The organism is Hyphococcus luteus, assembly GCF_002943565.1.
GTDB classification, from domain to species: domain Bacteria; phylum Pseudomonadota; class Alphaproteobacteria; order Caulobacterales; family Parvularculaceae; genus Hyphococcus; species Hyphococcus luteus.
In genome coordinates this window covers 117509-141784 of sequence record NZ_PJCH01000015.1, presented here as the reverse complement: position 1 = coordinate 141784, position 24276 = coordinate 117509, and the positions used below count along the sequence as shown (strand labels likewise).

Below are 24276 nucleotides of genomic sequence, written 5' to 3'. Positions count from 1 at the left end.
GGGCAATTTCCGCGCTCTTTCCGCAAGGGTAACAAGAAATCAACGGGCCGGGCCGATTATGACGCCCGCAGTGACAAGGCGAGGCGCTTCAATAATGAAGGCGAAAATTGCAATCGGCGTCGCGCCGCTATCGGCGTTGGCGGTCTTTGGACAGGCCGCGCCGGCGGCGGCGTCGGGATTTGCGCTCAACACCCAGAGCGCGGAATCGCTGGGCGCGGCGACGGCGGGCGCCCAGGCGACGCCAGGCAAACCGGGCAACGCCTATTTCAACCCGGCCTCGATCGTCGGCGTTGAAGGCTTCGAAACCTCTTTCAGCGTGGTCGGCGTGTGGAACGACACCTCCTATGACAATGCCGAGGCCGCGCTGTTCGGAACGGTTCCCGTAGCCGGCGAGACGTCCGGCGATGCGGTGATCGGCGACGGCGTTTTTCCTACGGGCGCCGTCGCGACAAAGCTCAATGACCGCCTCTTTGCGGGGCTCGCCTTCTATGCGCCTTTCGGCTTCAACTCGTCTTATGACGACGCCTCCGTCGCTCGCTATCACGGCACCTTGTCACAGGTTGTCGCCGCTTCCGTTTCGCCGCTTCTCGGGATCGATCTCGGCGGCGGCTGGTCGATTGCGGCGGGGCCGCGCTTTCAATATCTGGAAAACGACATCGAGGGCGCGAATGATGCGGCCGGAATCGAGGCGGCGCTGTTGATGACGTCCGCCGTTCCCGGCACGGACGATGTGTTTTACAAGATCAATTCGACGGACTGGGGCTACGGGTTCGCCGCCGGCTTTCAGGGCGTCATCGGCGAACGCGTCACTTTCGGCGCAAGCTATTCCTCGAAGATCGACCACAGGCTGAAAGGCTCCGTCGATTTCGCCATAGAAGACTCGGCGGCCGCCCAGACTCTCGCCGGCGCGGCGGGCCTGTTTCTCGACACCGATACGGTCAGCACCCTGACGACGCCGGCGACGCTGCAATTCGGCGCCCGGATCGAGGCGTCGGAGAATACGCGGCTCATGGTTTCTGCGTCGCAAAACCGCTGGGGCGCGTTCAAGGAGCTCGTGACGCGGTTTGAAAATCCCGCCCAGCCCGCCGAAACCCTCACCCAGAACTGGGGAAACACCTGGGGCGGGGCGGTCGGCGTGGAGCGCGATTTCGGGCCGGCGCAAACGTTCCGTCTCGGCGTCATGTATGAGGAAGGCCCGGTGAACGAGGCGTACGCCTCCCCGCGTCTTCCGGGCGACAGCCGGGTTCTCGTCGGGGCGGGCTATTCCCGCAAGCTTTCCGACAAGGCAAAGCTGCATCTCGCGGCCTCCTATATTTTCCACGACACGCTGCCCTTGAACGAATCCGCCGCTTATCCCGAAAACCTTTTCCGCGGCTCTTACCAAGGCGACTGGAAAGCCGGAACGGTGGCCGCCGCCATTGGAATCGACTGGAAATTCTAGGCCTTAGGCCGCTGCACATCGCCATTGCCGCCCGCCGCGCGCTATGCGATTTACGGAGGCGAACAAAGCTTCTGGAGCTTCCCAATGTCCGTCCTTCAAACCCCGAAACCCGCCTGGAAAACCGACGATCTCGAGCTCTTCGAGGATGAAGTCGGCAAGTTTTTCACCCGCGAACTGGCGCCCCATGTCGAAAAGTGGCGCGATGCGGGAAAGGTCGAACGCTGGGCCTGGGAGAAGGCGGGCGAGGCGGGGCTGTTGTGCATGTCGATGCCCGAGGAATATGGCGGCGCCGGCGGCAATTTCGCCCATGAACAGATTTTTATCGAACAGCAAAGCCAGGCGGGGGTCGAAGGGTTCGGGGCGGCGCTGCACAACTGCATCGTTGCGCCTTACATCCTGCATTACGGCACGGAAGAACAGAAGAAGCGCTGGCTGCCGAAGATGGCGACGGGCGAACTTGTGGGCGCTATTGCGATGACCGAGCCGGGCACGGGCTCGGACCTTCAGGCGGTCAGGACGACCGCGATTAAACAAGGCAACCAATATGTGATGAACGGCTCGAAAACCTTCATCACCAACGGTCAGACCGCCAATCTCATTATCGTCGTTTCGAAAACCGATCCCGGCGAGGGCGCCAAGGGCGTTTCGCTGATGGTGGTTGAAACCGACGAAGTGGACGGCTTCGAACGCGGCCGCAATCTGAAAAAACTCGGCAACAAGGCGCAGGACACCTCCGAGCTCTTCTTTAACGACGTCAAGATCCCGACGGAAAACCTTCTGGGAACGGATGAAGGCCAGGGCTTCTTCCAGCTGATGGAGCAATTGCCCCAGGAGCGCCACCAGATCGCCGTCGGCGCCATGGCGCAGATCGAGCGCGCGCTGCAGCTCACCATCGATTATGTGAAAGAGCGCGAAGCTTTCGGCCGCCCGATCCTGAAATTCCAGAACACCCAGTTCGTTCTCGCCGAATGCAAGGCGAAAGCGACCATGGCGCGGGTCTTCGTGGACTCATGCACGCAGCAGCTGATCGACGGCACGCTCGATGCGGCGACCGCCTCCATGTCGAAAATGCTGCTCACGGATCTGTGCGGCGAAATCGTCGATAAATGCCTGCAGCTTTTCGGCGGCTACGGCTATATGGACGAATATCCCATCAGCCGGCTTTACGCCGACTGCCGGGTTGAGCGCATCTATGGCGGCACCAACGAGATCATGAAGCTTCTGATCGCGCGCACGCTTTAGCAGGATTAAGGGGGCGCTTGCCGGGCGGTGCTGAATCGGCGCTAAGCTGGCGCATGGAAACCGCCCAGATTTTCGCCGCGCTTAACGTCATCGGCCTTTTCGTCTTTGCGATTTCGGGCGCGCTCACCGCGCTCAGAAACGACATGGACGTGTTCGGCGTCGCCATGATCGCTTTCGTCACCGGCGTCGGCGGCGGCACCATCCGCGACGTGCTGCTCGGCTCTTTTCCGGTCTGGTGGATCGCCGCGCCGTCGGCGGTGTTCATCTGTCTCGCCGGCGCGGTCATCGCGACCCTGGCGCAGCCTTTGATCGACTCGCGGTTGAAAGCGCTCATCTGGGCCGACGCCATGGGGCTCGCCGTCTTTTCCGTCCTCGGCGCGCAGGCCGCGCTGGCGGCGGAAGCCCCGGCGGTGATCGCCATTTTCATGGGCGCGGTGACGGCGACCTTCGGCGGCGTTGTCCGCGATGTTCTCCTGAACGAGCCGCCCCTGATCCTGAAGCAGGATATTTACGCGACGGCGGCGCTGATCGGGGCCGGGGTTTTTGTCGGGCTTCTCGCGGCCGGCGTTCCGGAAAGCCTTGTCGCCGTCATCGCCGCGCTGACGACCTTCGCGATCCGGGCGGCGGCGATCATCTTCAATATTCCTTCGCCAAGATACGCCCGCCCGAGAAAAAGCGAATTATAGCCGGCTAGTGACGTTCGTCACAGTGCGGATCGAGGCGAGCGCCTAGGCTTTGCCCGTCATATCGAAACGGGGAGAGACCGATGTTCATCGCCAAATCCGGCCGCGTGATCGCCGCCGTCCTTGCGCTTTCCTGCCCAATCGCCGTTCCCGCGCCGGCCGCGGCGCAAAAACTGCTGCCCGGCGTCGAGAATTGCCCCGCCGACCTTCAGACGCATCTGCGCGCCGCCAAGGATTTTCTGGTTAGGTACAAGAAGACTCTGAAGAACGATTTCGAAATCGAAGGACGCAAAGGCCAGCAGCGCCGCGCCGAACGCCAGATCGAGCGCCGGGTCGACAAGCTGAGTTTTGTCTGCAAGGCGGACAAGGACTGCGACACCCATACCGCCGTGCAGGGAACGATCGTCGGCGGCAACCGGGTGCGGATCTGTTCGGCGCTTATGACGCGCGATCCCTTCTGCGAGGTGGTGGAAATGGTCGCCCATGAATTCGGCCATAATGCGCATATCCCGAAAGCGCGCGCCGGTCGGCATCACCGCCGCGGCCATAGCGACCCGGACCAGGTTTACCAGTTCGGCTATTACGCCCGCGAGCTGTGCAAGGAGGTTTACGGAACCGGCTTTCCGGTTGGCGGCGGCGCGCCGCGGCGCACGGTGGGCCTCATTCCGCCCAAGGACATTGAGCTGTTTCCGAAAAAGGGTTTCGGCGGCCACGGCGTTCATTTTTCCATCGGGATTCTCGACGGCAGCTATGTCCGCTATGACATGAGCCGCTATCGCAAGCGCCATTCCAGCATGAGCGATCTGCGCTTCATCGGCCTCAATGACAGCGCGTCGAGCCTTCGCGTGAAGCGCGGGCGCTGGGAGGTCTGCGCAAAGAAGGATGGCGGCGGGCGCTGCGCTGTGGTCGACAGCTCGGTCTCCAATCTCGGCTCGCTCAAGCTGAACAACAAGATCTCGTCGATCCGCTATCTCGGCGAATAAGGCCGGCGGATAGACGGCGAAAACAAAACGGCGGGCCTTCAGCAAGAGCCCGCCGCAGATGTTGAAAGGCGCGCAAGAGCCGTCAGTCGGCTTTCGCCAGCATGGCGGCGATCTGGTCCTTCAGCGCCATGCGCTTTTTACGAAGCTCCTCTTCGTGCTCTTCGCTCGACGCCTCGACCCGGGTCTCCAGCCTGTGCACCTCCCGGTTGAGCTCATGATATTCCTCGGCGAGCTTGGCGAAATGCGCGTCCGTCTCTTTCAGCTTGTGGATAAGATCGGCTTTTTCGGGAAATTCTTCTGCGAGTTCATGGGGCGTGTGGGTCATGAAGCGGGCTCCTTTTACTGGTCTCAGCCTGCCATAGCAGGCCCGGCCCGGTTTGACATCCGTCAAATAGGATCCGGCTCCCGGCGGTTTTTTTCAGGCTTGCGCGAGGCCTGAAATCCGTTATCTAGGACTGCCCATATCAGGGGCCGCGGGTATAGCTCAATGGTAGAGCCACAGCCTTCCAAGCTGAAGATGCGGGTTCGATTCCCGCTACCCGCTCCATTCTCCCTTCTGAGGCCGGGCCTCATCCCGGTTTACGGTTGCCAATCCATAAGGGCGCCTGTTTAGTGCGGTCCCTGACGCGGACGTGGCGGAACCGGTAGACGCAACAGACTTAAAACCCCTAGTTTCCCACTTATCCACAACAAAAACCCCTTATAAAACAGTCGTTTATTGAAATTTAACCTCCTGAATGCTACTTACACAGTTGTTACACACTTTCACGGTGTGCGTGTGAGTTGGAGGCGCCGGTTTGACGGAAAAGCACAAAATCATGGGAGGCAAAGTTTACGTCTATCGCCGTGGCGACAGCCGCTACTGGCAGTGCTCAACGTTCCTGGACGGACGAAATTGGAGAACGAGCACGAAAGAAGACTCTCTTTCGCGCGCGAAAGACTTTGCAGAAGACTGGTATCTCGGCCTGCGCGGCAAGAAAGTGATGGGCCAGCTCAAGCACGAAAAAACGTTCAAACAGGCCGCTGCTAAATTCCTGGAAGAGTACGAGGTTATTACGCTCGGAGAGCGCAGCCCAGTCTACATCGACAACACAAAACGAAGGCTCAGAAATTATCTCATTCCGTATTTCGGAGACAAAGGTCTCTCCGAAATAACTGCCGGTATGGTTCAGGAATACCGTGTGTTCCGACAGAAAAATTCGGTTCCCCGGTACAACCGCAAAGACGATGACGGCAATCCGAAGAACTACGGTCCGCCCGCGCGCAGCACGCTGCATCAGGAAATCTTCACGCTGCGTCAGGTTTTAAAAACAGCCATGCGCCATGGCTGGCTGACGCACCTGCCGGATTTGTCGACGCCTTACAAAACGTCGGGAAAAATCAAACGCAGGGCATGGTTCTCGCCGGAGGAATACAAACAGCTCTACGAAGCGACGCGCCGTCGCATCAAAAACCCACCAAAGCCGCGTTGGAAGCACAACTGCGAACAACTCCATGACTTCGTCCTGTTTATGGCCAATACGGGCCTAAGGCCGGACGAAGCCTTGAGCCTTCAATATCGTGACGTGACGATAGTTGAAGACGAGGATACCGAGGAAACGATCCTGGAAATAGAAGTGCGCGGTAAACGCGGGGTCGGCTATTGCAAGAGCATGACGGGGGCGGTGCGCCCGTTCCAGCGTCTTGTGGAGCGCAACAAGCCAAAACCCATGGATCTTTTATTCCCGGTTTTCCCGCGACAGCTCTTCAATAACATCCTTGAGGAGGAAGGCTTGAAAATCGACCGAGAAGGCCAAAGGCGCACGGCCTACAGCCTTCGCCACACCTATATCTGTCTGCGCCTCATGGAAGGGGCCGACATTTATCAGATCGCCAAGAACTGCCGCACCAGCGTGGAAATGATCGAGACCTATTACGCTTCCCACATCAAGACCAGCCTCGATACCGCCGCTATCAATGTGCGCCGCCCGCGTAAAAGCAAAAAGAGCGAACCCATCACTGCCGAGAGTCTGTTGGCAGAATAAAATTAGCTGTTGCAATTCAAGGCTGTATTCTGTTTATCTAATAACAATGCGGGCGTGGCGGAACCGGTAGACGCAACGGACTTAAGCGACCTTTGAGTGCCCCGCCGGAAACGGCGGGAGTAGAACTGCTCAAATTCGGGGAAAGCTACGGCGGATGACGTATCCGACCTTGCCGATCCCGAGCCAAGCCCTGTTGAATGAACATTCAATGGGGAAGGTGTAGAGACTAGACGGGCAGCGCCTAAGGCCAGGAACCTGGCTACGGTGAAGGTATAGTCCAGACCACGAACTTGCTCTTATGCGCCGTGCATAAGGGCAGGGCGGCGAAAGCCGTAGTGCGTATGAAAATCCGTAGGGCATTTGCCCGTGGGGGTTCGAGTCCCCCCGCCCGCACCATTTTCATTCCTCATCCGCCATTTCCCAGATAGAGATAGGCCGCATATCTTCTTCACTTGTATCAAGAGATGATGGTTTTGTTTCACAAAGTGGATCAAGTCTGTCTGTATGTTCGCGTGCCCACAGCAGCCACTCTCTTTGCGCCTCTGTTAATTGGCCGTTCTCTGAAGCCCTTAACTCAAATGCTGCGGCATAGGCGCGTATATTTTCCGACTGCCGCCAGTTTGTCGCTTCTGTTTCCAATTGCGAAATTGCTGCACACTCTTCATCATAGCGTTTTCGTATCTCCGCCCGTCTGGCCAATTCCTTTTGATGACGTTGTTCCTTTTCTTTTTGCTTTTTTCGTCGCTGTTTTATCCAGGCAGAAGCCTCCAGCAACGCGACAATCACCTCGTTTAAACGATCCTCTATCCATTGGCGTTTTGTATCATTCCATGTAGAGCGAAGCCGGGAGCCATAATGTCCGTCAATTTTGAGCGTAAGCTTTCCCGTTGGAAAAAAATCATAATTTGGGATGTGCAGATAAGAATAGTCAGACCAACTGCGATTGTTCTTTCTTTGATGCGCCAGCTCCTTTTCGGTCAATTTATGCGGTCTGCGCCTGATGGTTTCTTCAATGGAAAAACCCAGCGCCTCTCCATCAACGATCAGTTTCGCATGATCTATATATCGATTGTTGTCTCGCTTCTCGCCCGCGCGAATAGTAAATCCACGTTCTTCGCATGCTTTCAAAAAAGTATCTATGATGCGTAGTACGCGGTCCGTGGAAGCTGGCCCTATACGTACATAAAACGCTTCTTCTGACAAACACTTGATCGCGCCATATTCATCTTCCTTGGCAGCCTTTAACAGGTGTTTTGTGATTGTTGTTATTTTATGAGGATGGGTCAGAAAATGAGGCACAAGAATCTTTGATTCCGGCTCTGACTCGTTGAAAATTTTCTGTGTTATTTCTTCCGTCATAAATTCTTTTGCAATCTCCTCCACACGTTGCCTGATGTCGATAGCAATAGAGGGTGCATTCTCAACCTTGGGCAATTTAATTTGTTTTACAGGCTTGCCTGTTTCAACGCGCCGCCAATAGCCACGGGGAGGGACGGGAATATTATTCTTCTTGCATACCTTTTTCATGGCAACATCGGAGATGTTAAAGTCACTCGCCACTTTGACCATTGGCTTTGACCAGACGAGGTCATAAAGCTCTTTACGAGTGAGTACGACGCTGTTGTGCTTCATAAGCCAACATCAACACAGCCAAATTCTACTGTATAGTCTTGTCGTCGCCTGGCTTCTCATCCACCCCCAAGTTTTTTGCTGCTTGATCAAGCGCATCACTATCAAATTCCGCAAGCGCTATCTGTTGCTGGCGCGTCAGCTTCCTCGGTCGTCCCATTTTCACGCCGCGCGCCTTCGCTGCCGCCATGCCTGCCTTGGTACGTTCTGAGATCAGATTGCGTTCAAACTCGGCAAAGGCCCCCGTGACATGAAAGAACAGCTTGCCGGTTGCCGTAGATGTATCAATCGCATCAGAGAGGGAACGAAAGCCAACCCCTTTGGCTTCAAACATGGTGGTCAGCTCAATCAGGTGCCGCATGGATCGACCCAGCCGGTCCAGTCGCCACACTACCAGGACATCACCCTTTTTAAGTCGTCTCAATGCCTTGCTCAGGCCGGGGCGCTTAGCTTTCGCACCGGATACGCCTTCATCCTGATAGACCGTGGCACATCCTGCACGTTTGAGCGCATCAAGCTGCAAATTCAAATTCTGATCTATCGTTGAAACCCGCGCGTAACCGACCAGCATTCTTTTCCCTTCAAATATTCATTTGAGCGTTGACGCCCAAAAAGCCTCCCTTTTGCGTTACGCCTATCCCTCAATTGATCTCCAGTATCTATCAATCTTCTGAGGTCCCCAAGGACGATCTTATAAAGGGAGCCTTTTACCAGTGGATAAGTGCGTGAGACGACAACGCACATCCGATGGTCCGCTGTAGCGCGTCGATAAGTCAGCGCTATCACCTTTTTCACGTCGATCATTGCCGAAAATATCTTGGGTAAAGTTATGTTCTACAGAGTTACCTGGTTTCTCGTTCTCATTACGTCTCTTGCTGCAATGTTCCTGAGCTTTATCCCCTCGGAGCTGCCGCCGATGCTGCTTCACATCGCGCTTTTCCTGCCCGGCGGTCTTGTCACGATTATCTATTGGCTGTTCAAAGGCGAAGGCTTTTGGGGCAATAACAAGGCCCTGACTTTCATCTTTGCGTTCATTCCCGCGATCCTGAGCGGGCTGTATTCATATTCCATTGTTTTCGGCTGATAGGTGGGCGTTATTCCAGATGGTAATTCAATACCTTAACATTCCTCTCCTTTAAATAGGGAATAAATTGAATATTGCTGGGTAGTAATAATTTTGATTATCTATACCCCATTCAAGCGGTGGGGTTTTATGTCGATCTTAGACTATTGCGAAGTTCGCCCAGAAGGCGAGCAACTCATTCCATTTACTTGGGAATGGGTGATCGACGGTGCGTGCGCTACGGGAACAAGTGCAGAATTTTGGATTAATGCATTATTGATTTCAGGGCTGGTCAGTTTTGGAGTCGCATTTTACAACTGGGGGGCAGCAAAAAGACAGCAAAGACTTGTTTCATTGCATTGCTGGCACATATCGCAAGATCAAGTAAATTGGACAGGCAATATCGCGGAAGCATCGGCTGGATTCGTTGCGCTCGTGTATTCTAATAGGCGGCCTTCTGTTTCATTACTTTCCAACCAAACTCAGGGCGCGGCCCTAAGCATCCGTGTGTCGAAGTTAATTCGCAAAAATTACCCGGACCTAAAAAAGCTTGCCGCCTCCATAAGCGATATCGATTTATATCTTTCTCTAAATTCGCGGGCATTTGGAAAACGCTCAGCATTCTTCTTTTACAAATACGCCGCATGTTTGCGTGCAATAAAATCCCACACGGATATAGTGATAGCTGGCTTTGATGGCTTAGGCGCGCCGGGCAATAACGATCCGGATGTTTTGCGCCACCAGCTAAGGGATGTTATGCATAGATTGAAAGAACTCACAGAGCTTTGGCCAGAAGTCCAGACTCGCACTAAAGCGCTTGAAAAGTTTGCATCTTTTGGAAAATTTCCGTATACTAACTTTAGTCGTGTGTGGCTGGGATTTCCATACAGGGCGCTGGTTAATGCTCTGCGTTTCATATTTGAGTATAGGCCATTTGCGAAGCAAGATTTTCGAATGCCTGTTTATTACGCAGCATACAAACAAAAAAATGATCGCGTGTTTGACGTGATCTACCAGAAAAAAGTTTATATTGATGGTGAGGCGGAAGCATTTGTGCCGCATCAGGAAAAAATAAGTAGAAGAGTTAAAAGCATGTTTGGGATAAGTCTATTTAAAAAGAAAAAAGGTCAGGATCATAACGCTACAAATTCACAACCCCGTATTAGAACACTGGCGGATGTATCCCACGAAGATATAGATTTTGTGTTTGATGTAGACGAGGCTCGGGCTCTTTGGCATAGAAAATTCTGGAACTCGCATGAATTCCCGCCGGTTGAAATGATTAAAGACCGTTATGACGAGTGGATTCACACATTCAATGAAGTGCGCCAAGAATACAGCCTGCCTGAAATTCCTATACCCAAAAACAGCAATGAAATACCTTGGGGTATTCATCCGCTTATTGATTTAAAGGAAGTGCAGCATCCGTTATGGACAAACACAAACCATTTAAAGCCAAGACCACTGTCAAATGGGTAGCTTCTGAATCGGTTATTTTATCCTGGCAAGCTCTTTTTGGCGGTCATAAGTAAACTTAGCCTTGATGGCTTCCGCTTTTTCCCGCACCTGACGATCAACAGCATCCCGTAATGGGCCTTTGGGCTTTAATTGCGGCTGTGGCGGGCGTTCGGGCGCTTGTCGGTTGTGATGCTGTCGCACTTCCCTTGGCGCGGTTTCAAACGCTTCTTTGGCCTTATGCTTGTTTGTTTCCGTCCAGTGCGGGGGCATGGGCGCCTCCTTTGGGTTTAAAACGTGGCGGAGCGGGTTTCCAGACGGCTTCGCAAAGCGGTTTGTTGGGTCTGTCGATGGGCGCAGACTAGCTTTACGGAATCGTTGAGTTTCTGGACGATGTTTTCCGTATGCCGCCAGCCATTGCGAATACGGATTCGTTTTTGATTGTTGCCGTATTCAAATGTGATGATGTCATCAAGGCGGCCTTTCCCTGTCTTAAGCGGAAAGAACCGACCGCAACTGTGCAAATCATATCGCTTTGAACCGACATGAAGGTGTTGCGGCGTGATCTTGATCTTCTTGCCGGGGTCGAAAACCACAAAAAACGGGTAAGCGAGAAGCACGAACACGCCGATAAAGACATATATCGTATCTAGAATTTCGAAACCTTCATCAGCGGCCCACATCAACAGGGCTGTGATCAATATACTCGCGATCACTGCATTCTTCCCGGCTGTGAGCAGCCGCCATGGCATCGCCGTATACAGCTTGCCTTTATAGATGCCGTTTTTCATCCGGCCTTTGAGGCCGGGCGTCTTCCAGTCGGCTTTTTCGCTGATACTCAACATCGGCCTATCTCATACTTGCCTCAAGAATAATTGGGATCGGCGTCGAACTTTCCGGTGAGCAGCGGATCTGAATCATAATCGATCCGCGCAACCGCAATCGGGTCGGAGCCAGGATAAAGCAACAATTGCCGCCCCGATTGCCGGGAAAAATACCGGCTGATTTCCTCCGCGCTCATCAGGGAGACGACCTGCTTGGACAGGCTCTTGCCGCTAAAGCCGTTCATCGCCTGTCCTTTGGAAATCTCGCCCTGGCTGACGACATCCAGCGTCGTCTGCCCGAGACGCTTTGAAAGATATTCAAGCGTCGTGAGATCATTAATGCCGAACCACTGGCTCAAGCCCGCATTGCCGAGGAATGTTTCCCAGCTTTGCGGGTACAGCGCTTTGAGCTGCGATATATCCTGCAGGATCGGCCATAACCGCACGCCAAAGCCCGCAATAAGGCCCGCCGCCCGTTCAATCACGTTCATCTGCCCCAGGGCATGAAACTCATCCATGATGATCAGAACCGGATGGCTTGGTTTAGTGCGGTTGCGCTCCATCGCTTCGATGGTCAGCGCGATCATCAGGCGCAGCCACCGGCTATGCGTGCCCATGCGTCCGGCCGGAAGGCTGAGATAAACGCTTGTCGGTTTCTCTTTAAGATCGCCAAGCATGAAATCCGAACGCTGTAAGACGCTGCGCATCGCCGGGGAGTCCAGAAACCCGGTCTGGACAATGGCCGTGGACAGGACTCCGGCGCGCTCCTTATCGGACATGGCGATCAGCGTATTGGCCGCCCGCGCGACAACGCCGTCTGCGGTTTCGGAGACGGACATTTCGGCGAGCAGTTCGGCAAAGCCGTCCATATCGGCGGTCAGCGCCTTGCGAACGGCGATCAGGCTGCGCTCTTCTCCCTGACAGGTAGCGCAGATATGCAGGATTACCCCGGTCAGGAGCAATCGCGCTGCATCGGTCCAGTGCTGTTCCACCTTTGACGGGATAATCAGCGCATCGGCCAGCAGGGCCGCATCATCCCGGCCATATGGCCCGTCCGCATCGATCATATCCAGCGGATTGAATGAGGCCCGGTAATCGCTGGCGGCGCCCTGCGCCGATTCAAAGGGATCGAGCACGAACACATCCTGGCCCATGCCCCCTGAATCGTTCGACCCATTGCCGCGCCTGGCGGCTGTGACGGTCGCAAGATCGCCTTTGGGATCGATAGCGACAATCGAGCCCGGATAAAGGCACATATTCGGAATGATCGCCGAGCGGCCTTTGCCTGCGCGCGACCCGGCCACGGTGATCAGGTGCCGGTCATCGGTAAGGCCCAGCGGCGTATTGCCGATCCGGCCCGCAAGGATCGCGCCGGGTTCGAATTTCCATTTTGCATGCGCTGTGAGCGTCGCCGGGCTCGCCCAGGCGGCGTCAGGAAAGGCGTTCGGATTCGCCTTGTTTTCTACGCCTCGCGGAAAAATATCGAGCAAGTCAAATCGCCTCTTTTACTTGCCATCCGATCAAACTTTAGAAAAACGCGCCTTAAGACAGGGTCAACAGATATGGTTAGCGTTTGCCGCCCTTCGTTCCTGAATCCGGTTATGCGCTGAAGCCTTTTTCAGGCCGTATCGATGAGGGCGCCAGACGCGCTCATCCCTGATCAATACGGTCCTTCGGCTGCGTCTTTGACAGGTCTGAGAATGCGCGCCCGGCGTTTCGTTCCTCATCGGGCTGAAATGGTTCAGCGCGAATTAACGAAAGGAACGACAAATGACGACAAATATTAACAATAAACCGGCCCAAAAACCGGCAATGACCCTGACCGATGGCGCGTTAAAAGCTGCGATCTGGCGGAATGAAAAAGAAGACGGCGCTTTCTACTCGGTGACGTTTTCCCGCACCTACAAAGACAAGGACGGCAATTACGCCGACGCCGCAAGCTTTTCCGGGGCCGAGCTGTTGCGCCTCTCGAAACTGGCGGACCGCGCCTACACCGAAGCGCACGCCCTTCGCGAACAGCGGGCCGCATCATGAGCCGCCGCGTTCCCGATATCGTCACGACCGACCTGTCACGGTTCGGCTTTCGTGAACTCAAAATGGCCGCCAGATTGCTGGCGGCCTATTGCGAAAGCCCGCCGGACTTCCTGGGCGATGGCGTAACCGTCATGATGAACATGCACAGCGGCTATGTCTTCCTCACCGACGAAGACTTCAATGTAGCCATGATGAACGGCGACACGCTGGAGCAGTTCCATTCCTGCCCCGAATGCGGCGCCGAAGGCTTCGCCGAGGAACTGACTGAATCCAATGATTGCTGCATCGAATATCTGCGCGAGATTGGCGGTTCATCATGACCGCCGACAGCACTGCAACCTTCGAATATCCCTCAGGTTAAGGGCTGGTCAAGCTGTGCCGAACAGTAGTAACCGGGCGAATAATAGATTCTGAGAAGCACAATGTCTGCAAAGCCGCGAAAAAAAGCTGAACAGGGAAAGCCTCAAAAAGGTCGTAAGGCAAGGCGGCTTGGACCATATGGGTCTGTCGAAAGGCTTGAGGCCTCGTTGGAGAATGAGGGCACACAGAAAAAGTGTTCAGAATTTGATATTTCGGAAAATAATCAGTATATTGATGAACAACTTAAAAGAATTGAACAATTAGAAAAAGAAATATTGAATACAAAAAATAAGAAAAAAGACGATAAGACCAAGAAAGAGATTCTAGACGGCCTGTCAGAGATATTTGAAAGCATTTCGGTGGAAGATGCATTAAAGATTTATGCCGTTTCCTTGATGATGAATCAAAACCCGCTGCCAAAAAGAGCGCCAGAGCTATATAGGGATAGGAAAGACCGTAGCGAGAAGGCGCCTGATTTTATAAAGCGAGTGTATAGTGATTTTATTGGCAAGGGACTCTCGAAAGCCCATATTCGCCAACTTGATCGTGGTCTCTATCAGGCATTGTACAACTGGTTGAAAGACAATGAGCTGCCGGTGGATTTACCATTGCCCATGAAATCGGAGATCACAGATCGTCGATTAGCAGCGTTGAGCAACATACAGATTCATGATGAGAGCGGCTGCGTGATTTCTGCCGAGCGCATTGCCAGGGAAATGGCTAATTTGCAGCGTGCTAAGAGCTACCGTCGTAAATAGCTAAAATTTTACCGAAAAATCGTGCCAGCTAAGTCATGGATTATTTTATAAAAACCACGAATGTAGGTGAATAATACATTGTTAACGGTTTCGCGGGAATATCCTTGCCGGTGCTAGGGGCGCCACTTAGTAAGGAGTTGCCTGCAAATGACGAAATCCAAAGATAGAGGCCGCGAAACATTCAAAATATTCATTGTTGCCAACAATATAGTGTTCTCTGTTGAACCGCCGGTTGCAAGGCTGGCAATCAGGGACAGAGTTAACGCTGGCTTTTATTACTTGCTCGACGGTCTTCGCAGGCCATTTGCGCGGCGAAAGGTTCTGGCCACATCCTTTAGCGACCATCTCAGAAATCAGGGCGTGCCGGTCGAAAATATCGGCACGGAAGCGGGGCGCAAATTCATGCGCCAGACCGCGCCCTGGTGGAAAGTGCATCCTCTCAAAATCCGCGGAGTGCATGAGGCCGACCTCATTCTCGCTAAGTGTGAAGCCGAGGCGAGGAAGGGCAGAGTTCCTATTGTTAAGCTCAACCGCTGGCAGCCGGTCATTGTCACTTCCGTCACTAGAGAACGCGTTGCGCGCCTCTTGGGCGGGCAGGGTGCCGAAGTGAACCAGCCCGGCTTCACGCCTGCTTGAAAATCATGTTGATAGCGCGGCGCATAGGGTTGCTAAACTTCCCGTGGTAAATCACGATTAACCGCAATCAATCGCCGCTAAAAAGATCAGTAGGCATACGGTTGTGCTCAGGGATTCACACCTGAGAAAGACTCCCCATCATAACATCCGTTCCCGGGTAGCCAGATGTGTTTTTGGTGCCCAAAAACGGCGCTGACGCGCATCTGGCGAGGGGTGTTTGCCACGCCCCTTCGAACCCCGGCTTGAGGCCCTGGAGACTTCCCTCTCCACCTCAAAACCGGACCATGGACAAACGGATCGTCGTTTGACCGCGACCGGGGCGTTTGCCCCGGACCCAAATCAAAGGGCTTTCGGCCCTTGTGAAATCCCAGGCCAACCCTTCGCGGGTTGGATGCGCGCCACCGTTCCCCCGGTGGATCAGGGCCGACCCTGTCAGCGCATTAGTAGAGTAGGAAGGACGACGGCCATGGCGCGCCCGAAAAAGCAGCCCCATGAGAAACGCGACCGGCGTTTCAATCTGCGCTACACGGCAGCCGAGATCGAACATATCCGCATAGAAGCCCACAAGGCCGGTCTCGACCCCCATGAATTTGCACGCCGGCGGACGCTTGGAGCGCCGGTGAGGGCGTCACGCACACAGTGCGCCGATCCGGCGCTGATCAATGAGCTGAACCGCATCGGCGTTAACCTCAACCAGCTCGCCCGCGCCGTGAACCGGGGCAGAGACGAGAGTGCGGATTGGGGCGAGCTGGCGCTTGAGCTGAAAAGAACCCTTGCATTGGTGATGGCGAGCGATGGTCCCGAAACTTCATAAAAAAGGATCGAGCTTCAAAGGGGCCGCCCGCTACCTTCTTCACGACAAAGGCCGGGCGAGCAGTTCAGACCGCGTCGTCTGGACCCAGGCGCGCAATCTCGCCGTTCATGATCCGCAGATGGCGTGGCGGATCATGGCGGCGACGGCCATGGACCAGTCACGGTTAAAGGCACAGGCCGGAATAAAAGCGACAGGGCGTAAATCCGACAAGCCGGTCCTGCATTTTACGCTGTCATGGCACCCGGAAGAAAAAGACAGGCTCACCCAGGAGCAGATGAAACGCGCCGCCAGCGGGGCCATCAAGGCGTTAGGGGCGCAGGATCATCAGGCGCTTGTCATCGCCCATAATGATGACGATCACCCTCATGTCCATATCCTGCTTAACCGCGTCAATCCCGAAGACGGGCGCATGCTCTCATCGAGCAAGGAAAAGCTGAACTTGTCCCGATGGGCGGAAGCTTACGAAAAAGAGCGCGGCAAAATCTATTGCGAGGAGCGCGTTCACAATAATGAAAAGCGAGATCGCGGCGAATATACGCGCGGGACCAAAGACCAGCACCGGCGTTTGTTCGATGAGATCGAAAAAGGGCGCAAGATCGCCAATGACAACCGGACTGCAATAGAAGAGCTGCGCAACCGGCAAAGGGCAGCCGATGCGCTGCTTTCGCAAAAAGGCCGCGACCTCACCCGCAAACATGCAAGCGAGTGGCGGGGGTTTGATCAAAAATTTGTATCCGAACGACAGGCCGCCCGAGAGCACGTTGAAAAGTCCCGCGCCCGGATGCTGAATACGCTGCATGAAGCCTATCAGCCGCAATGGGAAGATTTGCACAAAAGGCAAGTGCGTGAGCGCAAGACTTTCAAACTCAGAGAAACAAAACTCACCGGCCGGTTTCAAAATGCGATTGAGGCGGCGCGGCAATCCTTCAAGCACCCAAATCAGGAGACGCGCGCCAAACTCGGCGAGGCATTCAAAGCCATCGCCTTCAAAGGCGCCCGCTATCAAACGCTGCTGCGCAGGCATAAGGCGGAATCACACGCGCTCAGGCGGGAACAGCGGACCAAAGAACGTGGGATTGTCAGGAATATGAAGGAAGTGCATTCGCTCTCAAAGGCGCGCGCGAGCCTGGATTATCTGGCAAGGCGTGATCGCCTGATCAAAGCACAGGAAAAAGAACGAATAGCGTTACGGCTTGAATGGCGGCAGCGGCACGCTGAGCGCCGCCGCGACTGGCATGATTTATCCCGCAAGAGCGTGCCGAAAGAAAAGCTGAAATCCGATTATACACGGGCGGCAGAGGGATTCGCCCCTTCCACCGAAGAGGCGAAGGCGCGAATCAAGCGGCGTTTGCGCGAGGCCCGTGACAAAGACAAGGGCCGCGATGGCCGATAGGCCCCGCGTTAAGCGGGGCTTTTCGGTTTGGGCGCGGGCAGGGCCAGCGGTTTTTGCTGGTTATTTGCCTGGCGCACGCGATGTCGACCGTTCCTGGTCGATGAGCGATGCGCAGCGCGGTTGCGGCCTGTTGTCAGGCGTCGCGGTTTGGCGCCCCGAAGGCCTGTCCGGTTGCGGTGATATGCCGACCGCCGACCCTTTGAAGGGTAGCGCTGTTTGCGCGAAGCGTTTTCGAAGGCGATATGCACCTGCACGGTGGCATCGGTTACGTTTTCAGTATTGACATTGACACTCATGATTTCCTCCTGAGTTTGATGTTTGTCGGCATCGACCATCGACGCCGTATGCACCCTCAAAAGATGAAGGGCAGGGAGCGGCTGCATCCGCTAGGATCGTAACGAAAGTGGAGAAGGCTCCCACGTCTTGCAGCCGGTCGCGCCCGAATTAGGGCTGCATATATAACGGGGGAGGGGGCGAATGCCGAAGACAGGATAACGCCTGGTGGTTAATCGCGTATTGAGGGAAGCGACAGATTATACAATCCGACTATAGACGTTCCTACGCCCCATTTAGTCTTCCCAATCCTTTGCCAACCAGTGCTGCTATTTCGCTTGGGCGATAAGAAGCTGCAAGTAGTCGGTTTTCTTCTGCGCTTAACCCGTTCTCGTACCCGGTCCATTTCTGCGTCGCCACAACTTTGCTTAATTGCGCGAGGCTGTCCGTCAGGCGTTGATCAGGCTCAGCGGCACCAGGAAGCGGAGGAAGCCATTCAGCATCAGCCGTACAGAGCGTTCGAATAACATCAAGCGTCGCGCCACCAAATCCCCCCGCAAGGTAGAGCGGCTGACGGCGTTCGAGGGAAAATAGGACCTCTTCAACAATTCCCGGCATAGCGCCTTCAAAACCTGCCCGCTTGCCCCCAATGACAATCCGCGCATCGGTGTTGTCCGTCATGAACGTTCTTAAGACCGAAAGTGCGGCAGCGTGTTCTTCAGGCGTGAACGTTTGCTGTGGCGGTTCATTGGCAGGGCCTTCAAGGCGCTGTCCATCAGGAGATACGAAATAGATTTCCCCGAAGAGGCCAAGGAAATCCTTTTGTTCGGCGATCTGCTCGGTAGTCATGGAGCGATGGACGGTCCACGCAAGACAGACTTTGAGAGGACGGTCGCGCCTCCCGTAACGATGTAGTTCCTCAATGAGAAAGTTTGTGATCCCATCAGGTTGAAGGTGTCCGCCATAGTAGAGCGAACCGCCAGCGATAACCACCGTGCGCGCTAGTTCCCCGAGCGTCATCCGAAAATGGGTATCGAGCAGGCCCAACCGATCCAGGTCTGGGCTGTCCGAAACGGAAATCCCAAGGCGCTTTCCCTTTAGGGCGTCCGGTGGAAGGAGTTCGGTGCGAGCTTCATTGTTACTCATAACTATCCGCCTCTCGTCGCAAGCTGTCGTGGGGTCATGATATCAATTCCTCGCCCCAGTCGTGTGCTGCGCGCATAGTTGATGAGAACCTCCCGTTCTTCTGGGCCGAGCGGCGGGTCGGGATGAAGGATTCGGAGGTCTCTTTCGTCTGTGCCCCCATTTTCTTCCTTCAAATGGTCATTGATCCAGTGGGAGAGTGTAAGTGGTTCCGGTGCATGCGGTGCCCACCAGGCAACGTCAAGTTCAGGTCGGTCTTCTGCAAACTCCTTTTGACGCATCCAAAGTGCCCGCTTCAAGCATTCATCGACGAGCAGATTCAGGGCGCGGTACACGTCTCTTTTCTGCCAATGGCCCTCCGACTTACGCACGGCAACCCGTGGTACGTGATCCATAAGGAATGATCCGCGCTCTTCACCGTAGCCGATGGCATCCATCATGATCACCGGCATACCGTGGGTTTTGGCTATCACCACTTCCCGCTGACACCACTCGCGGCTTGAATATAGGTCGGTGCGAACTGCGAGCATGGCGCTGGTGCTAGACTTTTCCTTCAGTTCCGCGTCCCAATTCGAACCCGGTTGGAGATCGTTGGCGTCGAAAAAGTCATTGAGTCGTGTACTGCCGATCACTTCGCGTACCAGACTAACCAATTCATCGACATCCTCGCCTTCATCGTAGCTGTGCCGCTTTGTATGGCTGATAAAGGCCGTCAGTCTGTCCATCTCATCGGGCGAAATAAGTTGAGCGATTCCTTGCGTTAGATCACGGCAGAGCATGCTGGTCACATTTTCACCCTCTGCATCCGGTTGTCCTGCGGCGATAAATTGGTAGTGCCCCAGAAGTTGGCTTAGCTCGGTCCCGTCAGTTGCTCCCTTAGAGATTAAGTAAGGAAAGACTCCGAATCTATCTGGCATGCTTGCCTGCGCATCCCGAATGGCAGCAATAAAGTGATGCCAGTGCGATTCCTGATCCTGTACGCTCGCACTCAGTTCGATTCCAAGTAGGGGGACAACCGCCACGAAGCTTGCGGGGCGAATCCCGTTCGGGGCCGGGTTCCCATCCACATAGACCGGCCTTGGAGCACTTCCATCGCTCTCCCAGCCCGTACTGCGCAATGAAACCTGGATGCCGCCGCCGATCACGCCCGAGAAGGTCGGTCCATGCATGAAGTGATTGAAAATGGTCTTCGCCAGATCTGCCCCAGGGGTATCCTGAGGATGCCAAACGACGAAGATTTCAAGGATTGGGGGTAGCATCTATCTCCTTTCGCGCCCTGAGCGATATAATCTCGCCATGCTTGCATATATAGTGTACTATAATAATCAATACACTAAATATTGTCTTAGCGAAAGGATTACACCAATGAGCGACAAGACAAAAAACGTATTCGTCAGCCATGTTCACAAAGATGATAGCGGGCTCAGTGACCTTAAGGACTTGCTTAAAAGCAAAGGCATGGAAGTTCGTGACAGCTCCATCAACTCGGACAGGCCGAACAATGCCACGTCACCCGATTACATTAAGTCGGAAATCCTTGGGCCCAGAATCGATTGGGCTAGCACAATGATTGTCTATATCTCGCCGGAGACCAAGAACAGTGAATGGGTCAACTGGGAGATCGAACGAGCGCACAAGCAGGATAAGACGATCGTAGGCGTATGGGAGCGTGGTGCGCATGGCTGCGAGGTGCCAGAAGCGCTGGATGAATATGGCCACGCCCTTGTTGGATGGAACGCTGAAAAGATAATTGACGCAATAAATGGAGACTATGAGCAGTTCGAAAACCCGGACGGCACCCCTTGCGCCCCTAGGCCCATTCGTCGACACCCTTGCGGTTAATGGAGCGGACGTGCCGATTCTTCACAGCTATATTGTGGCCTATGACAGCGGGTTTGCGCCTAACCCGTTCAATGGGTTTTGTACGCTTGCAACATGCAAGCCAGATATTCGGCAGCGTGCCGTGCTAGGGGACTGGATCATCGGTACAGGGAGTAATCGGAAAGGCGTGAGGCGCGGCGGATTTTTGGTTTATGCAATGAGGGTCCGTGAGGCTCTGACCATCGCTGAATACTGGAACGATCCACGCTTTGAAAAAAAGAAGCCGAACCTACATGGCAGCTACCGTATGGCTTGCGGCGACAACATTTACTATCCGCTTGAGGGTGGTGGATGGGGACAGCTTAATTCATACCATAGCAAGGAAGACGGATCGCCGTTTCAAAAGCATATTAACCGGGATACCTCCGTTGATCGCGTATTGGTTAGTGATGACTTCGTCTATTTCGGTGCCGAAGGGCCGAATATACCTGTACATCTTAAAGACGCTGATCTTGTACTTTCCGGCAGGGGAAGAAAAAGGATCGAAGACGAGGCAGCTCTCGCAGAGTTTGAAGGCTGGCTGGACGAGCTAGGTGTAAGAGGATACCAAGGCCGTCCGTTCGATATGGTCGAGGCAATGAGGAAGCGCAAATGAACGGAACACCGCCAACCACACATGTTCTGCTGTCAGAGTATGAATGCGCTGTTGCTCCGACTGACCGCTTCTCGGATACTGAGGTAATCCCAATCTTACTTGGTCTGTTTGGTGAAGTGGGAAGCGTGATGAGCACGTCTAAGAAACTGCACCGGGAAAAGAGCGCATTTGCGGGCTACAGACGCGATGTTGAAGAAGAGCTTGGCGACACTCTATGGTATGTCGCTGCCCTGTGTAGGCGGTTGAAGGTCAACCTTTCGGATATTTTCGCGGAAGTTCTTGAAGGTAACGGTTACACGATCAATGTGGCTGCCAATGGCGACCCGAATAATCCAGTTGCCAAGGTCATGAGCACAACCGATCTCGCACCGCTCGATTCCATACTGCTGCGCCTTGGCGAGCAGTCAGCGCGTCTCCTTAACATGGATATGGACCCTGCAACTGCCAAGCCGTTATTGCTGGAGTTCATCCGTGTATACATCGAGGCCGTACAAGCCTCAGGGGTGTCCTTCGCTGCAGTGCTGAAAGGGAATATCGCGAAAGCATGCGGTCGGTTTATCACGCCATCTCCTGACGATCTGCCTGACTTCGATGCTGACTTTCCCGAGGAAGAACAGCTTCCTCGCGAGTTTGAGATCGAGATCACTCAACGTGCAGACGGTCGAAGCTATCTGCGGTGGCGCGGCGTGTTCATAGGCGATCCCTTATCCGACAATATCGGTGATCCGGACGGCTACCGTTTTCATGATGTTTTCCATTTCGCCAATGCCGCCGTTCTTCATTGGTCGCCAACATTCCGTGCTTTGATCAAACACAAGCGAAAGAGCAAGAAAGACGTTGATGAAGCGCAGGACAGCGGTCGTGCGATTGTCATCGATGAAGGTCTATCTGCTTATATTTTTTCGCATGCCAAATCCTTGGATTTCTTTGAGGGGCAGAAAGGCGTTTCTTTCGACCTGCTCAAGGCTGTTCAGAATTTTGTGCGGGGCTACGAAGTTGAACAGTGCCCACTTCACCTTTGGGAGAATGCGATTCTCCAAGGTTATGATGTGTTCCGTCAAATGCGCGAAAACGAGGGCGGCGTCGTTGTTGGGAATAGAAAAGAACGGACGCTGCGTTATAAGCCACCGGAAGGAAAAGCCGTATGAGTTCTAAGGATATTTTGAACGCCATCAAGCTGATGGAATTCGAAAACACGTTTAATCCGTATTTCGACCGTTGCCCGATCTATGATACTGACGAAGCCCCGGAATTGCGGCGCTACTATCTTGAGGAGATGTTGGAACGTGCGGCAGCAGCAGAGCTTGATGCCGTATGGGTCGGTCGCGATCTTGGCTATCGTGGCGGTCGCCGGACAGGACTGGCACTAACCGATGATGTCCATTTTTCCCACCACCTTCTTCGCTGGGGCCTTGAACCGACACGTCCAACATGCGGTGAGCCGGTGGCGGAAAGAACGGCGGCTGCCATTTGGGATATTCTCTTACGCGTGAATTCACCAATCTTCCTCTGGAACGTTTTTCCGCTCCATCCTTTCGACAAGGGCGATCCGTTCTCAAACCGTGCACACAATGCGCGGGAACGCAAAGCGGGCGCAGATATCCTTGTGAAGATCGTCGAATATATCAAGCCTCGCAGGATAATTGCGATCGGCAATGACGCTTTCAATGTCCTGACTGCTGCATTCAATAGCGATCATGTATGCAAGGTCCGTCACCCAAGTTATGGCGGGCAAAGCGAGTTTTTGGCTACGATGAAGTTGCTTTATGATGGCAGCCTGTCGGAGCCCGAACCAGATCTGTTTTCGGTGAGGCGGTGTGAGGAACAGACAGTCTGGTAAGGAACTTTAACTTCGAGGTGTTTACTTGCCGGTTTTCATAGTTCGCCCATTGCAGTATTCCGCTGGTTTTCATGGCGCGCTTGGCGGCTCCGGACTGGCTTTCGTAAATCAAGCGCGCTTCTTATGATCTTAGCCATACGGCTTCAATCTCTCACACATGACTTAAGGCTCCGCTCTCAGCGCGTTTGGAAAAACTAGCCCATGTCCAGAGGCTAATTTTGGAATCATTGCTCAAGGCTATTAAGAATTATTGCTCGTAGAATCAGCTCCATCTGATTCTTTGATTTTTTCTCTCCAATACGCTTCTGCTTCTGCGCTTCGCTCTTCAGGAGTTTTAAAAATTATGTATTTATGCACGGTCCATACCGTCATGGCGATAACAGAAACTTTGAATATACGTATCCATCCGCCATAAATTCCATCATGATCATAACTTAATACGGTAAAACCAAATTTGTCGGCAACGAATCCCTGTAATTGATGAGTAAGATCAACCGTAAGAGCATCCCACACAATCACTACGTAATGTGCGAATAAGTCCGTTCGTAATATTTTCTCATCTGCAAACGCATCCCGCATAAATAGGAGATAAAAACACGTAATTACCATCAACATTATCAACAACCGCAAGAGCGAATAGACAAAAAAGTCTCTAGCGAATTTGAATCTAGAACTACCGTATTCACGCACTCTAATTATTTCGGTGAATCCATAGATAGAGGCTACTGAAATAAGAAGAAAAAATAAGAACCATTGCCCCCGAGGCCATTCATCATAAACGGTTTCTGTCAAATTATCGGAAGGGTGAATAAAAAAGAGTCCGGCAAAGCCAGCGCCGACCAATCCAACAAAGATTAATAGTATTAGGAATCGAAAAGTACCTTGGCCTGTGGCTAAAAATTTTCTGAATGCTGATGATTTCTCGGAAACTCTCGAATACGTGCGCGACAATACCGAAACGATATTTCCAGTCATTGTTGATTGCCCCACGCCCCACTTGCAGAAACCATATTCGACTGAAGTTTCCTAGTAAAGCCTGTAATAAAAGCTAGGTTGTTACAGAAATTACGGGCGGGTTTGTGTTGATGCCTTATATTCAGGCGCGTCCGGGCGTAGCCGAACCGGGCTCTCGTGAACCGAGCCCGCGCCATAGCCTTTGGCAGCGGCGGGTCTCGGCCATCCGGCTTCGATCCCTCGCGCGGGGC

Annotated in this window: 27 protein-coding genes and 1 tRNA gene; 18 read left to right on the top strand and 10 right to left on the bottom strand. The window is 53.9% G+C overall.

Translation table 11 applies throughout. The annotated features are described in order from the left end of the window. Window positions 1–94: 94 nt before the first annotated feature. From CW354_RS16800 to CW354_RS16785, 4 genes are all read left to right on the top strand, one after another. Window positions 95–1441 (top strand): OmpP1/FadL family transporter, encoded by a 1347-nt coding sequence (locus tag CW354_RS16800; protein WP_165793789.1) that lies wholly within the window; start codon window positions 95–97, stop codon window positions 1439–1441. A gap of 84 nt (window positions 1442–1525) precedes the next feature. After that, window positions 1526–2683: an acyl-CoA dehydrogenase family protein gene (locus CW354_RS16795; RefSeq protein ID WP_104831789.1), complete on the top strand. Its 1158-nt coding sequence runs from the start codon at window positions 1526–1528 to the stop codon at window positions 2681–2683. A 53-nt stretch (window positions 2684–2736) separates the two neighbouring features. Then, window positions 2737–3369, top strand: coding sequence for a trimeric intracellular cation channel family protein (locus CW354_RS16790; RefSeq protein ID WP_104831250.1), 633 nt, complete (start codon window positions 2737–2739; stop codon window positions 3367–3369). 80 nt (window positions 3370–3449) lie between these two features. Then, on the top strand, window positions 3450–4349 hold the full coding sequence (locus tag CW354_RS16785) for a beta/gamma crystallin family protein (RefSeq protein ID WP_104831249.1): 900 nt from the start codon (window positions 3450–3452) through the stop codon (window positions 4347–4349). Between the two features lie 82 nt (window positions 4350–4431). Here the strand turns inward: CW354_RS16785 and CW354_RS16780 are convergent, their stop codons facing one another. Beyond that, entirely contained in the window at window positions 4432–4674 is a 243-nt protein-coding gene (locus CW354_RS16780; RefSeq protein ID WP_104831248.1) for an HP1242/YdcH family protein, read from the bottom strand. Between the two features lie 148 nt (window positions 4675–4822). Here CW354_RS16780 and CW354_RS16775 point away from each other — a divergent pair. Beyond that, window positions 4823–4896: transfer RNA gene (locus CW354_RS16775), tRNA-Gly, on the top strand. 271 nt (window positions 4897–5167) lie between these two features. Beyond that, window positions 5168–6373 (top strand): tyrosine-type recombinase/integrase, encoded by a 1206-nt coding sequence (locus CW354_RS16770; RefSeq protein WP_423793547.1) that lies wholly within the window; start codon window positions 5168–5170, stop codon window positions 6371–6373. Between the two features lie 399 nt (window positions 6374–6772). Here CW354_RS16770 and CW354_RS23170 read toward each other — a convergent pair whose 3' ends face one another. Both CW354_RS23170 and CW354_RS16760 read right to left on the bottom strand, forming a co-directional pair. After that, entirely contained in the window at window positions 6773–8005 is a 1233-nt protein-coding gene (locus tag CW354_RS23170) for a hypothetical protein (protein WP_133162353.1), read from the bottom strand. 25 nt (window positions 8006–8030) lie between these two features. Further along, window positions 8031–8573, bottom strand: coding sequence for a recombinase family protein (locus CW354_RS16760; RefSeq protein ID WP_104831245.1), 543 nt, complete (start codon window positions 8571–8573; stop codon window positions 8031–8033). Between the two features lie 258 nt (window positions 8574–8831). Here CW354_RS16760 and CW354_RS16755 point away from each other — a divergent pair, with 258 nt between their 5' ends. Beyond that, window positions 8832–9086 carry a hypothetical protein gene (locus tag CW354_RS16755; protein ID WP_104831244.1) on the top strand — a complete coding sequence of 85 codons (255 nt, stop codon included), beginning with the start codon at window positions 8832–8834 and terminating at the stop codon, window positions 9084–9086. A gap of 129 nt (window positions 9087–9215) precedes the next feature. Continuing rightward, entirely contained in the window at window positions 9216–10544 is a 1329-nt protein-coding gene (locus CW354_RS23165; protein ID WP_133162352.1) for a hypothetical protein, read from the top strand. A gap of 12 nt (window positions 10545–10556) precedes the next feature. Here CW354_RS23165 and CW354_RS23160 read toward each other — a convergent pair whose 3' ends face one another. Genes CW354_RS23160 through CW354_RS16740 form a run of 3 tightly spaced genes read right to left on the bottom strand, consistent with a single transcriptional unit; the run spans window position 10557 to window position 12834 of the window. After that, a complete protein-coding gene (locus CW354_RS23160) occupies window positions 10557–10793 on the bottom strand; it encodes a hypothetical protein (protein ID WP_133162351.1) in 237 nt (78 codons plus the stop codon). Window positions 10794–10810: 17 nt separating this feature from the next. Further along, a complete protein-coding gene (locus CW354_RS16745; RefSeq protein ID WP_104831242.1) occupies window positions 10811–11365 on the bottom strand; it encodes a hypothetical protein in 555 nt (184 codons plus the stop codon). Window positions 11366–11385: 20 nt separating this feature from the next. Continuing rightward, window positions 11386–12834 carry a type IV secretory system conjugative DNA transfer family protein gene (locus tag CW354_RS16740; protein WP_104831241.1) on the bottom strand — a complete coding sequence of 483 codons (1449 nt, stop codon included), beginning with the start codon at window positions 12832–12834 and terminating at the stop codon, window positions 11386–11388. Window positions 12835–13114: 280 nt separating this feature from the next. Between CW354_RS16740 and CW354_RS16735 the strand changes: the two genes are divergently transcribed. The 6 genes from CW354_RS16735 to CW354_RS16710 all read left to right on the top strand — a co-directional run bounded on the left by CW354_RS16735 (window position 13115) and on the right by CW354_RS16710 (window position 17339). Further along, window positions 13115–13378, top strand: coding sequence for a hypothetical protein (locus CW354_RS16735; RefSeq protein ID WP_104831240.1), 264 nt, complete (start codon window positions 13115–13117; stop codon window positions 13376–13378). After that, window positions 13375–13698: a hypothetical protein gene (locus tag CW354_RS16730; RefSeq protein ID WP_104831239.1), complete on the top strand. Its 324-nt coding sequence runs from the start codon at window positions 13375–13377 to the stop codon at window positions 13696–13698. The genes CW354_RS16735 and CW354_RS16730 overlap by 4 nt, the downstream gene beginning before the upstream one ends. Before the next feature lie 102 nt (window positions 13699–13800). Further along, complete coding sequence (locus CW354_RS16725) at window positions 13801–14496, top strand: hypothetical protein (RefSeq protein ID WP_104831238.1); 696 nt, start codon at window positions 13801–13803, stop codon at window positions 14494–14496. A gap of 147 nt (window positions 14497–14643) precedes the next feature. Further along, on the top strand, window positions 14644–15132 hold the full coding sequence (locus CW354_RS16720) for a hypothetical protein (protein WP_104831237.1): 489 nt from the start codon (window positions 14644–14646) through the stop codon (window positions 15130–15132). 466 nt (window positions 15133–15598) lie between these two features. Beyond that, entirely contained in the window at window positions 15599–15946 is a 348-nt protein-coding gene (locus CW354_RS16715) for a plasmid mobilization protein (RefSeq protein ID WP_165793788.1), read from the top strand. Next, window positions 15927–17339, top strand: a complete 1413-nt coding sequence (locus tag CW354_RS16710; RefSeq protein WP_104831235.1) for a relaxase/mobilization nuclease domain-containing protein — start codon at window positions 15927–15929, stop codon at window positions 17337–17339. Before CW354_RS16715 ends, CW354_RS16710 begins: the two co-directional genes overlap by 20 nt. Before the next feature lie 8 nt (window positions 17340–17347). Here CW354_RS16710 and CW354_RS16705 read toward each other — a convergent pair whose 3' ends face one another. The 3 genes from CW354_RS16705 to CW354_RS16695 form a co-directional block, all read right to left on the bottom strand. Continuing rightward, window positions 17348–17674: a hypothetical protein gene (locus tag CW354_RS16705; RefSeq protein ID WP_104831234.1), complete on the bottom strand. Its 327-nt coding sequence runs from the start codon at window positions 17672–17674 to the stop codon at window positions 17348–17350. A gap of 223 nt (window positions 17675–17897) precedes the next feature. After that, the gene (locus CW354_RS16700; RefSeq protein WP_104831233.1) at window positions 17898–18758 is read right to left on the bottom strand and encodes a hypothetical protein; all 861 of its coding nucleotides are present in this window, start codon (window positions 18756–18758) and stop codon (window positions 17898–17900) included. A 2-nt stretch (window positions 18759–18760) separates the two neighbouring features. Continuing rightward, window positions 18761–20014 (bottom strand): toll/interleukin-1 receptor domain-containing protein, encoded by a 1254-nt coding sequence (locus CW354_RS16695; protein WP_104831232.1) that lies wholly within the window; start codon window positions 20012–20014, stop codon window positions 18761–18763. 106 nt (window positions 20015–20120) lie between these two features. Here CW354_RS16695 and CW354_RS16690 point away from each other — a divergent pair, with 106 nt between their 5' ends. Genes CW354_RS16690 through CW354_RS16675 form a run of 4 tightly spaced genes read left to right on the top strand, consistent with a single transcriptional unit; the run spans window position 20121 to window position 23071 of the window. After that, on the top strand, window positions 20121–20597 hold the full coding sequence (locus CW354_RS16690) for a TIR domain-containing protein (RefSeq protein WP_104831231.1): 477 nt from the start codon (window positions 20121–20123) through the stop codon (window positions 20595–20597). A gap of 10 nt (window positions 20598–20607) precedes the next feature. After that, a complete protein-coding gene (locus CW354_RS16685; protein ID WP_104831230.1) occupies window positions 20608–21231 on the top strand; it encodes an Nmad2 family putative nucleotide modification protein in 624 nt (207 codons plus the stop codon). Further along, complete coding sequence (locus tag CW354_RS16680) at window positions 21228–22379, top strand: nucleoside triphosphate pyrophosphohydrolase family protein (RefSeq protein WP_104831229.1); 1152 nt, start codon at window positions 21228–21230, stop codon at window positions 22377–22379. Before CW354_RS16685 ends, CW354_RS16680 begins: the two co-directional genes overlap by 4 nt. Next, window positions 22376–23071, top strand: coding sequence for a uracil-DNA glycosylase (locus CW354_RS16675; protein WP_104831228.1), 696 nt, complete (start codon window positions 22376–22378; stop codon window positions 23069–23071). The genes CW354_RS16680 and CW354_RS16675 overlap by 4 nt, the downstream gene beginning before the upstream one ends. Before the next feature lie 240 nt (window positions 23072–23311). On the opposite strand, the gene CW354_RS23155 is transcribed toward CW354_RS16675, so the two are convergent. Continuing rightward, window positions 23312–24046, bottom strand: coding sequence for a hypothetical protein (locus tag CW354_RS23155; RefSeq protein ID WP_133162350.1), 735 nt, complete (start codon window positions 24044–24046; stop codon window positions 23312–23314). Between the last annotated feature and the right edge of the window lie 230 nt (window positions 24047–24276).